This window comes from Sorangiineae bacterium MSr11954, assembly GCA_037157815.1.
Lineage (GTDB): Bacteria > Myxococcota_A > Polyangia > Polyangiales > Polyangiaceae > Pendulispora > Pendulispora albinea.
This window is the reverse complement of record CP089984.1, coordinates 10,235,932-10,250,141: the sequence shown is the minus strand read 5'-3', so window position 1 is coordinate 10,250,141 and position 14,210 is coordinate 10,235,932. Positions and strand designations below refer to the sequence as shown.

The window sequence follows — 14,210 nt, the reverse complement described above, 5'->3', positions numbered from 1 at the left end:
CGCGCCGGCGCCTACCTGAGGTCGAGCTCGAACACCATCTGCTGACGCTCGGCCGACGCGAGAGGATCCGCGTCGTCCGACCACCAGCGGGTCGGGCGAAAGCCTGCGCTGCGGTAGGCGGCGATCGAGGGCAGGTTGCGCACGTTGATGTTCACGTAGATGCTGTCGAACTTGCGCTCGCGCGAGATGGCCACCGCGTGCTCGATCATCTGCTTTCCCCCGCCGCACCCGCGGTAGCTCCGGTGCACGAGGGTGAAGGCGGAGTACGCGGTCGAGCCGAACCCCAGGTGAATGTTGACGCCCGCCAGGGTGCTGCCATCGAAGAGCCCGACCACGTGTTGATTCGGGTTCGCCTGCACGGGCAGCTCGCGCCCGCACGACTCGTTCCAGAACTCGCGCACCCGCGGCCAATCCGACTCCGCGAGCAAGCGCGTGGTCAGAGACGGCTGGCGGGGCTGCTTCTTGAGCCTCCGGCGCACCGAGCGAAGGTGCGCCGAAGCCACCGCCGCGACCCAGCTGGTACGTGTAAAATGCACGGGATTGATGGCCGCCGCGCGATCGATGGCCCGCGGGTGGACGCACCCCACGACGCCGTCCCTCCAGTGATCCTCGAAGGGGGCGACGTCGGCGCGAAGCAGCATCCCGCGGTCGTCGCGCGAGAGCAGCCGGCGGAACGCGATCCGGTGCCCCGAGAGCAGGCAAACGGCTTGTCCCACCTGCGGTTCTCCCTTTTCGATGAGGAGCTCCTCGGCGCCGAGGGTGAGCACCCCCTCTTCGGAGACGAGCATCTTCCAACGAGGTGGCAAGATGCCTAGGGCCGCGCGCCGCGCGACCTCTCCGTTGTCCAGCCGTTCAACCAGCTCGCTTCGTGGACCTACAGATGCCATTCACAATCGCGTCCTGTTGCGCCTCCCGGGCTTGGCCCGAGGCTCATGAAGGATAGGCCAAATCCGTCCCAAACCGTACCTCAAGCTTACAAGAGGTCGGAAAAACCCGGGTCCGATGTCGGAACATTAGGGTTTACCTTCGGTTTCCCGTGTGCTTTGCACGTGCGCAACGAGCTCGGCCAGACCTTCTTCGACCGTCACCCGCGGCTCGTATCCGAGCTCCGTGCGGGCCCGGCCGATATCGGCCAGCGAGTCGCGAATATCGCCCGCGCGCGGCGGACCGTGATGGGGGGTGATGGTGCGGCCCACGACGCGCCCCAGCATGGCGACCAACTCGTTGAGGGTGGTGCGCCGTCCGCCCCCCACGTTGTAAACGCGGCCTGAAACCCCGGGCACGGTGGCCGCCAGCAGGTTCGCCTGCACCACGTCGCGCACGAAGACGAAGTCGCGCGACTGGTTGCCGTCCCCGAAGAGGGTCGGGGCTTCGTTGCGCAGTGCGCGATCGACGAGAATGCTGATCACACCGCTGTAAGGTGAGCGCGGATCTTGCCGGGGGCCGAAGACATTGAAGTAGCGAAGGGTGACCGACTCCACGCCATGGAGCTTTTCGTACGTGCGAAGGTACAACTCACTGGCGAGCTTCTCGACGCCATAAGGCGATATGGGACTTTCGCGCATGGTCTCGCGCTTGGGGAGCTCGGGATCTTCCCCGTAGACCGCGGCCGATCCCGCGAAGACGATGCGCTTGACCCCCTGGCGCTTGGCCGCGAAGAGCACGTTCATCGTCCCTTGCAAATTCACATCGTGCGTCTCCTGCGGGTGCTCGACCGAGTAGGGGACGGAGACCACGGCCGCCTGATGAAACACCACGTCGCAGCCGGCCATATGGTACTCGAGCCGCGGCGCATCGCGAACGTCGGCCTCGATGACTTCGAGCTGTCCTCCGGCTATGCCGCTCAAGTTCGCGCGCTTGCCTGCTGAAAAATTATCGAACACCCGCACGCGGTGCCCCGCGGCCACGAGGTGCTCTGCGATATGTGAACCGATGAAACCTGCGCCTCCGGTGACTAGCGCAATCATTTCGAGACCTCCGCACTCCACGACTAACACGCCCGCCGGGTCCACTACGGACAAACTCGAGGTCTGCACACAAACTCCAAAGCCGGTGCAGCATCGAAGAACGATATGAAGCCCGACGACGGCGGAGCCTACGCGAGCGCGACGTTTCCTCTTGGTATCCTCGATTACCAGCCGAAGTCGGGTACCGCGACCACACGCGCGCGCCGTCACTGGGGCAACCGCTCCCCCGAGCCGCCCGCTGGCGACGAGGTCGTGCACGGGCCTACACCGATCTTCGTCCCCAAGACGGTGGCGGTGGCCCAGTCGCAAATGACGGACTTCGTTTGCTTTTGCGAGGAGACCACCGGCTTCGCCTTCGATGACGCAGCCGCGTTCCACCAATTTTCCGTGGAGGACTACCGGCTCTTCTGGCGCCTCTTCCTCGAGTGGTCGGGGCTCGAGGTCGAGGGCTCCTACGAGCCCGTCTGCGCCGGGAACGTGTGCGAGACCGCCGTGTTCTTTCCCAAGTTGCGTTTGAGCTTCGTGCAGAACCTCCTGGCGGCGCACACCGAAGAAGAGCTCGCGCAGCCGGCGCTCACCGCATGCAACGAGCGCGGTGAGCGCATTTCATGGTCGCGCGGGGAGCTCACCGAGCGCGTGCTCCGGCTGGCATCGGCCCTTCACCGCCGAGGTCTTCGCAGCGGCGATCGGGTGGTGGCGGTCGTCTCGAACACCGCCGAAGCCGCCGTGGCCTGCCTGGCGACCGCGGCCCTGGGGGCGGTTTGGTCGTCCATCGCGCCCGATTTGGGTCTGCCTTCGATGGTGGAGCGCTTCAATCAGTTGTCACCCACGTGGCTCTTCTTTCACGGAAGCTATGTGCACCACGGCTACGAGCGCGTCGTGCTCGACAAAATCGGCGAGCTCGTTCGGGAGCTGCCGACCCTCGAGAACGTGGTTCGTCTGCGCGGCAAAGAGAACCCGCCCATCCCTGCCGGCCGCGACGTGGCGGCGCTCTCGCTCCGAGCGCTCTTCGACGAGGGAGGCCGCGAGCAAGCGTTTACCACCCTCGACGAGCTGCCGCGATTCCCCTTCAACCATCCGCTCTACATCCTCTTCTCCTCCGGCACCACCGGCAGGCCCAAGTGCATCGTCCACGGCGCGGGCGGCACCTTGGTCGAGCACGTCAAAGAGCACAGGCTGCACACCGACTTGAGGCCGGGCGACACCCTGTACTTCCACACCACGTGTGGATGGATGATGTACAACTGGCAATTGTCCGCGCTGGCCAGCGGAGCGCATATCGTCGTTTACGACGGCTCCGTATCCTATCCGGAGGCCGACTCCATCTGGCAATTGGTGGAGCGCGAGCGGGTCACCGTCTTCGGCACCAGCCCGGGATATTTGCAATACACGCGCGACGCCGGCATCGTCCCGCGCGGCGCCTACGATCTTCGGGCTTTGCGGGCCATCCTGTCGACCGGCTCCGTCCTCCCCGACTCCTTCTTCCGCTGGGCCCACGACGCGATCAAGGCGGTCCCGCTTCAGTCGATATCGGGTGGCACCGATATCATCGGTTGCTTTCTACTCGGGCACCCGCACCTCCCCGTCTACGAAGGGGAGCTGCAGTCCAAGAGCCTGGGCCTCGACGTGCGCGCCATCGGAATGCGCGCCGCGGCCGGCAAGGCGGAAGATTGCACCACATTCGGCGAGCTGATATGCCAAAATCCGTTTCCATCGCGCCCGCTGGGGCTCTTCGGCGACGGCGACGGCACCCGCTTCCACGACGCGTATTTCCGTCAAAATCCGGGTGTATGGACGCACGGAGATCTGCTCGAATTGACCGCTCGGGGTACGGGACGCATCCACGGTCGCTCGGACGGGGTCATGAACATTCGCGGCATTCGCATCGGACCTGCCGAAATTTACCATGTGCTCGCGAGCATCCCCGAAGTCGCCGACGCGGTGGCCGTCGAACAAGCCGCGCCGAGCGAGCCAGGCGGGAGCCGTCTGGTCCTGGTCGTGGTGCTTCGCGAGGGCCACCGTCTCGACTCATCGCTGGTCCGGCACATTCGCAAGCAGCTCTCCGAGCAATGCTCCACGGCGCACGCCCCATCGGTCATCGCCGAAGTGGACGAGCTCCCCACGACCCACAGCGGAAAGCGCTCGGACCGCGCGGTGCGCGACGCCATCAACGGCCGCCCGGTCATCAACGTCTCGGCGCTGCGCAACCCCGAGTGCCTCCGAGCGCTGCACGATCACCCCGCCGTTCACCTCGAAACGGCGGCCGAGGCCGCGTCCCCTCTTTTGACTCCGAGCGAAATCGTCGTCTCCCGTTACGTCTTCGGCGAGCCGGCCGAAGCGCTGCAAGCGCGTCTGAGCGATATCTGGGCGACCGTGTTGGGTGCTCCCGTGGGCCCCGACGACAACTTCTTCGAAATGGGCGGTCATTCGCTGATGGCCGTAACCCTGCTCGCGCGCGTCGAAAAAGAGTTCGGCCGCCGGCTCCCCATGTCCAGCCTGCTCGAGGCCGGCACGGTGCGCGGCATGGTGGCGCTCCTTCAGCGCGGCGCATCCCATCGCTCGAGCCTGATCGCCATTCAGCCAAAGGGCCGACTGCGCCCCGTCTATTGGCTCCCGGGCGGCGGCGGCCTGAGCGTCCTCGCCTTCCGCGAAGTTTCATTGTTGCTCGGCCCAGACCGACCTGTTTACGGCCTCGAGGCCGAGCTCCGCCTCGACGGTTCGAAGGACGATCTCCCGAGCATGGCCCGCGACTACATCGAGGCCATTCGCCAGAAGCAGCCGCACGGCCCTTATATCCTTTTCGGATTCTCCCTCGGCTCCTGGATGGCCTACGAAATTGCCAATCAGCTCCACCGCCAAGGCGAAAAGGTCGCCCTACTCGGCATCTTCGACACGGCGGTCCCGGGCACCCTCTCGAGCCTCCAGCAGGTCACGGCAGTCGCCCAACGCGCCCGCCACCATTTCCGCAACCTCTGCGGTCTCCCCGTAGGCGGCATCGTCTCCTACCTCAACGACACCGCCGACGTCGTCGCCCACAAGGTCCAGCGCAAACTCGCCCGCCCCACCGAACCCGTGGCCGAGACCGCCGAGCCCAGCTCCATCTTCGACGAAGTCGACCGCAAGAACCGCGCAATCATCGACACCTACAGCCGAGGCCCGCACGCCCCATACCCCGGCCGCGTCACTCTTTTTCTGGCAGAGCGCACCTCGCAGTCCGGCCTCTCCCCCGAGCTCGACGCCCGTCTCGGCTGGCGCAACCTCGCCCGCGGCGGCACCGACGTGCACAAAGTACCTGGCAGCCACCTATCGATGCTCGAGCAACCCCACGTCCAGGGTCTTGCACGGATCCTCCGCGAGTGCCTCGCCCGCGCCGATCAGTCGTAATTGGTTTCGCTAGGTCATCCATAGAACATCTCGGTCGAGGACCGGACAAGCAGGCCACCGAGCCGTCATAACCGACGAGAAGGCACGCGCAAGCGCACTGCCGTTCGTCGACAACGACCGTGCATCGCTCGCGCCTGCCCGGGGCTCGGTGAGCCCTCCTGACGCCGCCGCACGCTGATCGGCCCATCTCGACTTCTCGAGGACGGAGCGCCTGCCACGAAGAACGGCCCCTGGCGCAGGCTGGCGTGACCATCGAGCATCCGGCCATCGGATTGTCATCTGTCAAGGTCGACTTGACACTTTTCGGGAGGCCGATACGTTGAATGCCATGACCGCGCGCGAGCTTCGCCGAATTCTACGTCGCCTCGAGTGCGTCGAAGTGAGTCAGCGTGGGTCGCATCTCAAAATCCAATGTGGAAAGTGCGTTACGGTCGTCCCCATACACAAGGGAGAGGACCTTGGACCTGGGTTGCTCCGGGCGATTGAGCGGCAGCTCGAGGCTTGCTTCGGTAAAGGATGGCTCGAAAGAGAGGCGTTGAGATGAAGAAGAGCAAAACGTACAAGGTTCGCTACGATTTAGACGAACGCGGATGGTGGGTGGCGTCTGTTGTCGGCGTTCCGGGCTGCCACACCCAGGGGCGAACGATCGAGCAAGCACGCGAGCGAATCCGTGAAGCGCTATCCCTCTTCGACGAACACGCCGATACGGCAAAGCTCGTCGATAAGGTGTCGTTGTCAGTCCGGGCAAGGAAAGCGCTCGATGATCTAGCCGAGCAAGTGGTTCGAACGTTCAATGAGCAGGAACGACTACGCCAGGCCCAGCGCGAAGCCGCGCTCATGCTCACGAAGGAAGTCAAGCTCAGTCTGCGGGACGCAGGCGAGCTTCTGGGGCTGTCGCGCGAGCGAGTCAGGCAGGTTACATCAGCGAAAACGGGTGCTGAGCCGCGCGCGACTCGCTCGCCTCGGGCGGGATATTCCACACGCGGACGGAAAGTGGCTCCACACGCCCATCGCTGATGTCGCACGACTCTGGGGACAAGTGGCGGAACCATCACTGTGAGCGTCTCAAGAATCTCGAGCATCAGGATCAGCGCGGCGCGAAATCGCTAGGCATAAGCTCGGACTCGGCCTTCGGAGTCGGCCCTCCGAGCACAAAGACAAAACACCACGTGCCGCAACCCCTCCGGATCGCGGCACGCAACGAGTCGCCACTTGGACTTCATCCGCCACGCGTCGAGCGCCGCGAATGAAGTCCGTTATGACGGGGACGAGTCGGTGTTTACTGGCAGGTGATGCCCGCCTCGGCCGCCGAGACCACCACGTCGGCCAAGTCGAGCACGTTCACGTGGAGCGCGTTGACCTGAATCTTACCGCTGTTGCCCTTGCTCTCCACGATTTGTTCGTTGATGGCGATGTAGATACCGTGACCGAGGCCCTCGCCGAGCAGCTCGATCTTCTGATTCGCTTTACCGGGAACGATGTTGAGAATGTTGTTGTTGCCGATGCGCAGCTTCGCGACGATGGTGTCGCCCGAGAGGACGGGCTTGCCGTCCTTGCAGGACGCGCTCGCCGAGGCCTTGAGGACGTCGGCTTGGATATCGGCCTGCACGCCCAGATCGGCGAGCAGCTGGTTCACGATTTCCAGGGAGGTCCCGTTGAGGAGCTTCAACTTGCTGAGGCCCACTTCGACGTTGGCGACTTCGGCCACCGCTGCCGCCTTGCAGTCCGCCCCATCGGCCGTGGCCTCGAGGACGCGTGCGCGCAGCAGGTTCGGAATTTGGAGGTCGAGCAGATCGGCTTTGGCGTGACCGCCGGAGGGACCGATCGAGGCATCACTGAAGGGAACGTGAATGCCGTTCGGCTCGAGGAACTTGCCCACGTCGAGCAAGGGGATACGGAGGCCCGCGAGCAGGTGCACGTCCACCACGCGCGAGTTGCCGACGTACTTGCAGCCCGCGGGGGGCGGCGGAGGAGGAGGCGGCGGGCAGTGATCGCAGTGGTTCGCGCTGTCGCCCGTCAGGTTGTCCGTGCCGTCACCGGTCGAAGAATCGGGGCCTGCCGCGCAGCCGGCAGCAAGAAGACCGAGCATGGATCCAGCGAAGAAAACATGCTTCGCGGAGAAAGAGAGATCTTTATTCATATTTATCAAACCCCCTTGATGACTTCACTCGGCGTCGCAGCACTCGAAGCGCGACACCCGGGCATTACGATGCGACCCCCCCTCGGTGGGTTTCTGAAAGTTGTTATAGGGGAGCACGAGCGATTCAGTGACCATGTGCCGAAATGACACTGAGCCCGCGCGCCGCGCGATCCAGCCTGTTTTTCCCTCGCGATCGATACGAGGAGGATCCGCGAGTGACCACCGGCGCGCCCCGCGGCTCCGTTTCGATTACGAAAGATCGTCTGCTGATCGCGTAACGCTACGGGCGCCCAATGCGGATGTGAGTACGCACGCGCGTCCCCTCGGGCCCCGCCAGAAGAAAGCGGAAAGCATCGGTGATTTCGCGAAAATCATGCTCCCGTGCAACGACCTCGCGCGGCACGTGGACGGTGGCGACGATGTCGGATAGTCGGGATACGATATCGAATTTTGCGGAGCCCAAGGCGCGAGCGGCATTTTCTTCTCCGCGCTCCTTCAGATACGCGTCGAGCGCTTCCGCGAGCCCCGTGCGCAGCGCGTCGCCCCGGTAGGGACCCTCGCTGCGGATGGCGCCATCCCAGTGGATTCGAAGCTCCCGCAGGCTCTCGAGAGGCCTCTGCGCGATGGCCTCGGCGATAGCCACGGTAAGTGCGTCTACCACCGGTGGCTCCGGAGCAATACGGGCCAAAAGCGCAGCATCGAGGGACAATCCTACTAAGTGGCCCAATGTCGTACCTTCGCTCGACTCCCAAGTAGCGATGGTGTGACGAATCCAAATCGTCCCGCTTCGAAGCGCTTGCTCGACCGTTCCATCGTCCAAGGCCGCCGCGGAGGCCAGCGCGAGCCGGCGCAGCTCCGGAGCTTCGATCGAGGAAGGAAAGGAAGGAGGTGCGGGCGGTGCCGTCATTTCCGTCTTGGCCGGTCCCCATTCGCGATCAGCGCGCCGCGCGGCGTGCTTGCGATTCGTGGCTCGGAGCTGCGACCTCTTCTTGGCCCGCCTCGTCTTCTTCGCCGTGGGGCGCCTGGCCCTCGCCCAGCGCCATCGCGGTGGCCGCCACGCGCGTGCGCGACGTCTCGTACGGCTTCGCGAGATCGAAGATGACGCGGCTCGTGCGGCCCGACATGTTCTGCAATGCCTCCAGCCTGCGCAGCTCCATCGCTCCGGGCGACGACGCCAGGATCTCGGCGGCCTGCGCGAAGTTCTTGGCGCTCTCCACGTCGGCGCGGCTCTTGATGACCACGTACTGCCGATCGCGCTCCGCGATGGCCACCCGCGCGATCACCTCCTGCATCTGTTGCGGGAGCTGGATGTCCTGCATCGCGATCGCCTCCACGTGCAGGCCCCACTGCGAGACGAACTGCTCCACCGCCTTGCGCACCTTGAGGGCGATCTCCTCGCGGTGCGCGAGCAGATCGTCGAGCCGCGTCTCGCCCACGATATCGCGGAGCACCACCTTGGCGCGATCGCGCACGGCGTGATCGTAGTCCTGCACGTTGAGGACCGCCTTTTCGGGGTCGATGACTTTGTAGTAAATCACCGCGTCGATCGACGCCGTCACGTTGTCGGCCGTGATGACCTGCTGCTGGAACAAGTCCTTGTTGCGAATGCGCGTATCCACGCGGATGATCCGCTGCACGCCCGGAATGATCCACGTGAGCCCAGGCTCGAGCCGCCCCGCGTAGCGGCCCACCGTGAACTTGAGCGGCGCCTCCCACTGGTGAATCTGACGGAGCCCGGACACGAGGTAGAGGCCCACGATCGGTGCCAACATCAGGAGGGCGATGAGCTCCATACGGGAAGTATGAGCTCTTTCCCTCGGACCGACGGGAAATCGACGCGGTTGCGTGGGGCCCCGGCGCGCGTCCGTCCGCCGGCACCGCGAACCCCGCCACGCCTGCAAGGTTGCGGCTTAGCTAGCCCGAGGCGCGTTTGGGGTGCTCTGCAGTTCGAGCAACCCGACCTTCTCCGACCACCAGAGGAGGCCCACCAGCAAGTTCCGTTTGTCGTCGACGAACGACGGTTTCTTTCCCTCGAACACATGGCCGGCAAACTGGAATCCCCACCCCACGGTGAACAAACCGGCGGCCAGCGGGAGACCGATCACGGTCGCGCCGATGGGGATGGATGCCGCGATCATCGGAATGCCGATGGCGTGGCACGCTTGATTTTTCGGGTGTTGGTGATCGCCCTTGTAGCTCTCCAAAAGCTCCGACCATTCGCGATTGAGCTGCATGGGCGCACCGTATCAATTTCCTTGGTCATTTTCATCCGCTAGAAGGCGCGCCCTTCGCCGCCGGCTCTTGCCGCCGGCGCGCGCGCACAGCATTCTTCGCGGACATGAGCACGAGCACCACGAAGCCCGCCGAAAATACGGAGTCCAAGCCCTCCGAGGATGCCAAGCAGCCCGGACTTCCCCGGATCGACGTCAACGAGTATGGCGGTAAGAAGGAGGGGGTGCGGCAGAGCATGAACCGCCGCCTCTTCATGCAGCTGCTGGTCTTCGACGTGCCGGTGGCGGCCCAGGCCCACCGAACCATCGCCGAGCTTGGCAAGCTGCTCCGGTCGCGAAAGATCCCCGGCGTGGTTTACGCCGACACGATGAGCCCACGTGGGATCGGGCTCCTCTCATGGGGGGAGGACCCCGAAAGGTTCATACGCGAAGTACGTCCTCTATTTGCAGAAAGCCCGTTGGAAAACGTGTTGCTCCGATCCGATATGGCCATGATCGGGCGAAGCTACAGCACCGGTCACGAACCCGAACTCGCCTTTGCCCTCTTGGAGCGCCCCGTTAAAAATGTATTAAGCGAGGCCTATCCCTGGCACGTGTGGTACCCGCTACGTCGTAGTGGGGCTTTTGCTCGTCTCGAGCCGATCGATCAAAGTCACATCCTCCGCGAGCACGCGCAGATCGGTATGGCGTACGGCGCGCAGGAGCTCGCGCACGATATCCGGCTCGCTTGTCACGGTCTCGACGCACAAGACAACGAGTTCGTCATCGGGCTCGTCGGCCCCGAGCTACATCCCCTTTCGCATCTCGTACAAGCGATGCGGAAGACGAGGCAAACATCGGAGTTCATCGCAAAGATGGGTCCGTTCTTCGTCGGTTATGCGACCGAACGGAGCGAAGGTTAGCGCCGCCGCACTCACGGTCGGTCGCGTGATTCCGACCACGAATCGCTACGGTGTGAGCTCGACATGTAGCGCCTTACCACGCTGACACGTAGGTCGTAGACAGGTAAGCTGCGCGTCATGCCAGCTATGAATAATCTCGGTCTGAGCCAAGAGCAGTACAAGGAAATGGAGACGCTTTGCGCCTGCTTCAATCTGCGACGCGCCGCGCGAGCGGTAACATCGCATTACGACGCATTGCTTCAACCGTTCGGCATCAAGGCCACCCAATTGGCGATCCTGGTCGCATTGAAGAATTTGGGACCGGCGTCAATGAGCGTGCTTGCAGATACATTGGTTCTCGATGCATCCTCACTCTCGCGCAACGTGGCTTGGTTGATGAAAGAAGGTTTCGTGCGGCAAAGCCGCGGTAGAGATGGCCGCGTGAGGCCCGTGGTGCTGACGCCCAAGGGTGAGCGTATTATCTCGCGGGCGTATCCTGCGTGGTCGAACGCACAAAGAGCCATCGAAGGGTCCTTCAGTGATCGCGAGTTCAATGCAGCTTTGACCTTTCTCCGGCGTGCGACCGATGCCGCACTCCACGTAGAGGAATTCGATTGATGCCAGAGTGCACCCGCTCTCCTTTGCCCAGCGCATGGGCAGCCGTGGCAACCGTCGCTCCGAACGCGCTGGTCGCGTTGGTGGCGCTGTCTTCGATCAGCGCGTTGGGATGCGACGAGGCGAAACGGAAGCAAGAGCTCACGGCGGCAACGCAGTCGAGCGCTTCCGTGACCGCCACGGCGCGGCCGGCGGCGTCGGCCCAGCCCGAACCGGAAAAGCCGCATGCGCGCACCGTGCTCGCGCGCTTCAAGAAGCCCAAGGGGCTCGCGGTGGACGGATCATCCGCTTTCGTTATGGATGCCGTGTCCGGCGATAAGGAACAGAACGAGGTCCTCGATCTGCTCCGCGTGAACCTTTCTGCGCAGGCAAACCCCGGAGCGGGCGCCGAGCCCGTGCACCTCGCGTCGAAGCTGCGCGCGGCCGGCACGCCGCTCGTCATTAAAGGAGAGTCGTTCTTCGCCGTGGGCGGCGACAAGCCCAATGGGGTGGGCGATCGGCTGATGAAGGCCGGCACCTCGGCTCCATCGACACCCGTGCAGGTTGCACCCAAAGCGCTCGCCCTCGCCGATCCTGCCGTCGCGTCGAATGGCGCGTCGAATGGCGCAACCAACGGCGCGACGGACGGCGCGAGCCTGTTTTATCTTGCACCGGCCGACGACAAAACGTTGCTCGACGTGATGCGCGTGCCGCTCGCGGGCGGCAAACCCGTGCGCGTCGCGTCGGGCGGTCGTTCGGCGCGGGTGCTCTTCGTGGCGGCGGACTCGAAGTACGTGTATTGGCCGGAGGCCGGCCGGCTGATGAAGGCCCCCGTGGGCGGCGGCGCCAGCAGCGAAGTGGCCAAAGTCGTTTATGCGTGGGCGGCCGTCAGCGACGGCAATCACCTTTATTGGTCCGACAGCCCCGGCGACAACATGGGGACCATCCGCCGGATCAAGATCGATGGCGGTGAGGCCGAGACCTTGACCAGCGGCTTCTCGTTCCCCGTGGGGCTGGCGCTCGACGATAAGTCGGTATTCTTCGTCAACTACGATTCGGAAGACGGTGGCGTCTACCGGGTGCCCAAGGCGGGAGGGAGCGCCGTCACCTTGATCCGCGGGCAGAAGCACCCCAAGCGAATCGCGGTGGACGATCGTCATGTCTATTGGATTAATGTAGGTGAGGGGACGCTGTCCCAAGCGGACAAGTAATCCCGCGTTCGACGTAGAAAGAGGGGTAGGGGCGTGGGTGCGCATGGAGCGCTCGCGCTCCCGCTTGGATCGGAGCCGTACCACCGAATTGGCCGCAGGCGTTGCCGCCTCAGCGCTCTTTTCGGGGATTCATCACGTCGGGAACCCGGACACGCTTTTTGCACTGCGTGTGCGCCGGGGCGATCATGATCATCCGATGCCATAGCTGCCGGCAGAAGTACTCGATTCGCGACGACAGAATGCGCGGCCGTTCGGCGCGCATCCGATGCCGTATGTGCGGCGAATCGTTGCTCGTGTCGGGCGAACCCGCAGACAACGACAAACAAGAACGTATTTCATCGGACACGTCGCGCATGGGTGCGATGAGCTTCGAGAATACGGCGCCCATGCACGATGTCCGTGAGCTTCGTGAGGTGGCGAATGCCCTGCGCCCGAGCGTGCAGCCGGACAAACCGCCCTTCAACAGCAAGACCACGGCGCCGATGTTTCCGCGGGATCCCGCGCTGGACGCCGTCCTCGAAGCTGCCGTGAGCGCGCCGCCGGAAGCGCCTCGCTCCAACAGCGCGGTGGTCGCATCCATGCCGGCGGGCACGGCAGGATCCGCCGACAAGATGGGCGGCGCAGGTGCGATGAACGCATCGTCCGAGTCTGCCGGTCCGAACAGCGCCGTGGTGGCGACGATCCCGATGTCGCCGGGCGCATCGCCCGATCTCGTCGTATCCGGAGTTTGCACGGCGGCCAAGCCTATGGCGCAGACGACCGCGCCGGCGACGCCATCGCCCGCCGCGCCGAGCATGGAGGCGGCAGTCGACACCACGTCTGCAGCGCCCAGCACACAGGATGCGCCCGCTGCAGCGAGCACCCCAGCCGCCCCGGCCACGCCGAGCACGCAGGCCATGCGCGCGGCGCCCTCGGCGCCGGAATCGACGCCATCGACGGGGGCGAGGAACTCCACGTCGGTTCTCTTCTCCTTGAAGTCGCTGGGCGACAAGCAGCAGGCGACCACGCGGGCGCTTCAACAGACCTTGGGCGCCACGGATCCCGACTTGGGCAGCGGCCCGGTGCTCGACGCCAACGACGACTCGGGGGTCATCGATCTTCACCGCCTCATGCCGAGCGGCTCGAAGCTCTCCGTGCAGCTCGTCAAGCCGAGGACCAACAGCGATCCGCCGTTGGCGGTCGCCGTGGCCACCGACGTGCAGCGCAAATCGACGTACCCGCGGCGGGTCGCGCTGTTTGCGTTGTTCGGCGCCGTCTTGGCGATCGGCGCCATCATCGGCCTGCGTTTCGTCTGGAAGTGGGCGGCGCAAAAGGAAGCGATGCGCATGATGGCGATGCAGCACGCGTCGGCGCCTGCCGCGCCCGCGGCCGCGCCACCTGCGGCGCCCGCACCGCCGGCGCCCGCGTCGGAGCCCATTCCCACCGTGGACCCGCTCGTCCCTCCGCCGCCCGCGGAGGCCGAGATCAACGCGGCCAACGCGGCGACCGAGGCGACCATTTCGAAGGCGATGAAGTCCAAGAGCCGCAAGCATCGGCACCATTCGCGCCGATCCAAGGCGGCGCAGGCTCCGGTGCCCGCGCCCGCGCCCAATGATCCATGCCACTGCGGCAGCGATCTGGCGTGCGCCATGCGATGCGCCTCGGCAAACGGACGCTGAAGCGCACGCGCCCTCGCCCCACCGCGGCACATCGTCACGGGTGAGCTGGGTTCCTCGTTCTTCACCCAGCTTCACCGAGCCTGCACGGGCCTCGAACGGGCACGAGCGCCGCGCAGCAGCTCCTGCGCATGGATCGATATCTGC

At 64.7% G+C, this 14,210-nt stretch carries 13 protein-coding genes; 6 read left to right on the top strand and 7 right to left on the bottom strand.

The window, feature by feature from the left end; translation table 11 throughout:
• Window positions 1-11 precede the first annotated feature (11 nt).
• Together LZC94_40060 and LZC94_40055 are read right to left on the bottom strand one after the other, a co-directional pair.
• Complete coding sequence (locus LZC94_40060) at window positions 12-887, bottom strand: GNAT family N-acetyltransferase (GenBank protein ID WXB14013.1); 876 nt, start codon at window positions 885-887, stop codon at window positions 12-14.
• A 126-nt stretch (window positions 888-1,013) separates the two neighbouring features.
• Window positions 1,014-1,967: an SDR family oxidoreductase gene (locus tag LZC94_40055; GenBank protein WXB14012.1), complete on the bottom strand. Its 954-nt coding sequence runs from the start codon at window positions 1,965-1,967 to the stop codon at window positions 1,014-1,016.
• 105 nt (window positions 1,968-2,072) lie between these two features.
• Between LZC94_40055 and LZC94_40050 the strand changes: the two genes are divergently transcribed.
• On the top strand, window positions 2,073-5,351 hold the full coding sequence (locus LZC94_40050) for an acetoacetate--CoA ligase (protein WXB14011.1): 3,279 nt from the start codon (window positions 2,073-2,075) through the stop codon (window positions 5,349-5,351).
• 540 nt (window positions 5,352-5,891) lie between these two features.
• A complete protein-coding gene (locus LZC94_40045) occupies window positions 5,892-6,368 on the top strand; it encodes a type II toxin-antitoxin system HicB family antitoxin (GenBank protein WXB14010.1) in 477 nt (158 codons plus the stop codon).
• 262 nt (window positions 6,369-6,630) lie between these two features.
• On the opposite strand, the gene LZC94_40040 is transcribed toward LZC94_40045, so the two are convergent.
• The 4 genes from LZC94_40040 to LZC94_40025 form a co-directional block, all read right to left on the bottom strand.
• Entirely contained in the window at window positions 6,631-7,440 is an 810-nt protein-coding gene (locus LZC94_40040; protein ID WXB14009.1) for a hypothetical protein, read from the bottom strand.
• Window positions 7,441-7,771: 331 nt separating this feature from the next.
• Window positions 7,772-8,398 carry a hypothetical protein gene (locus LZC94_40035; protein ID WXB14008.1) on the bottom strand — a complete coding sequence of 209 codons (627 nt, stop codon included), beginning with the start codon at window positions 8,396-8,398 and terminating at the stop codon, window positions 7,772-7,774.
• Window positions 8,399-8,426: 28 nt separating this feature from the next.
• Complete coding sequence (locus LZC94_40030; protein ID WXB14007.1) at window positions 8,427-9,284, bottom strand: SPFH domain-containing protein; 858 nt, start codon at window positions 9,282-9,284, stop codon at window positions 8,427-8,429.
• A 117-nt stretch (window positions 9,285-9,401) separates the two neighbouring features.
• On the bottom strand, window positions 9,402-9,725 hold the full coding sequence (locus LZC94_40025) for a DUF962 domain-containing protein (GenBank protein ID WXB14006.1): 324 nt from the start codon (window positions 9,723-9,725) through the stop codon (window positions 9,402-9,404).
• Between the two features lie 104 nt (window positions 9,726-9,829).
• Here LZC94_40025 and LZC94_40020 point away from each other — a divergent pair, with 104 nt between their 5' ends.
• The 3 genes from LZC94_40020 (at window position 9,830) to LZC94_40010 (ending at window position 12,408) form a co-directional block, all read left to right on the top strand.
• The gene (locus LZC94_40020; protein WXB14005.1) at window positions 9,830-10,624 is read left to right on the top strand and encodes a chlorite dismutase family protein; all 795 of its coding nucleotides are present in this window, start codon (window positions 9,830-9,832) and stop codon (window positions 10,622-10,624) included.
• A 117-nt stretch (window positions 10,625-10,741) separates the two neighbouring features.
• Complete coding sequence (locus LZC94_40015) at window positions 10,742-11,221, top strand: MarR family transcriptional regulator (GenBank protein WXB14004.1); 480 nt, start codon at window positions 10,742-10,744, stop codon at window positions 11,219-11,221.
• 44 nt (window positions 11,222-11,265) lie between these two features.
• Window positions 11,266-12,408, top strand: coding sequence for a DUF5050 domain-containing protein (locus tag LZC94_40010; GenBank protein WXB14003.1), 1,143 nt, complete (start codon window positions 11,266-11,268; stop codon window positions 12,406-12,408).
• 109 nt (window positions 12,409-12,517) lie between these two features.
• Here the strand turns inward: LZC94_40010 and LZC94_40005 are convergent, their stop codons facing one another.
• Window positions 12,518-12,763 carry a hypothetical protein gene (locus tag LZC94_40005; GenBank protein ID WXB14002.1) on the bottom strand — a complete coding sequence of 82 codons (246 nt, stop codon included), beginning with the start codon at window positions 12,761-12,763 and terminating at the stop codon, window positions 12,518-12,520.
• Between the two features lie 7 nt (window positions 12,764-12,770).
• On the opposite strand from LZC94_40005, the gene LZC94_40000 reads away from it, so the two are divergent.
• A complete protein-coding gene (locus tag LZC94_40000) occupies window positions 12,771-14,066 on the top strand; it encodes a hypothetical protein (GenBank protein WXB14001.1) in 1,296 nt (431 codons plus the stop codon).
• Window positions 14,067-14,210 lie beyond the last annotated feature (144 nt).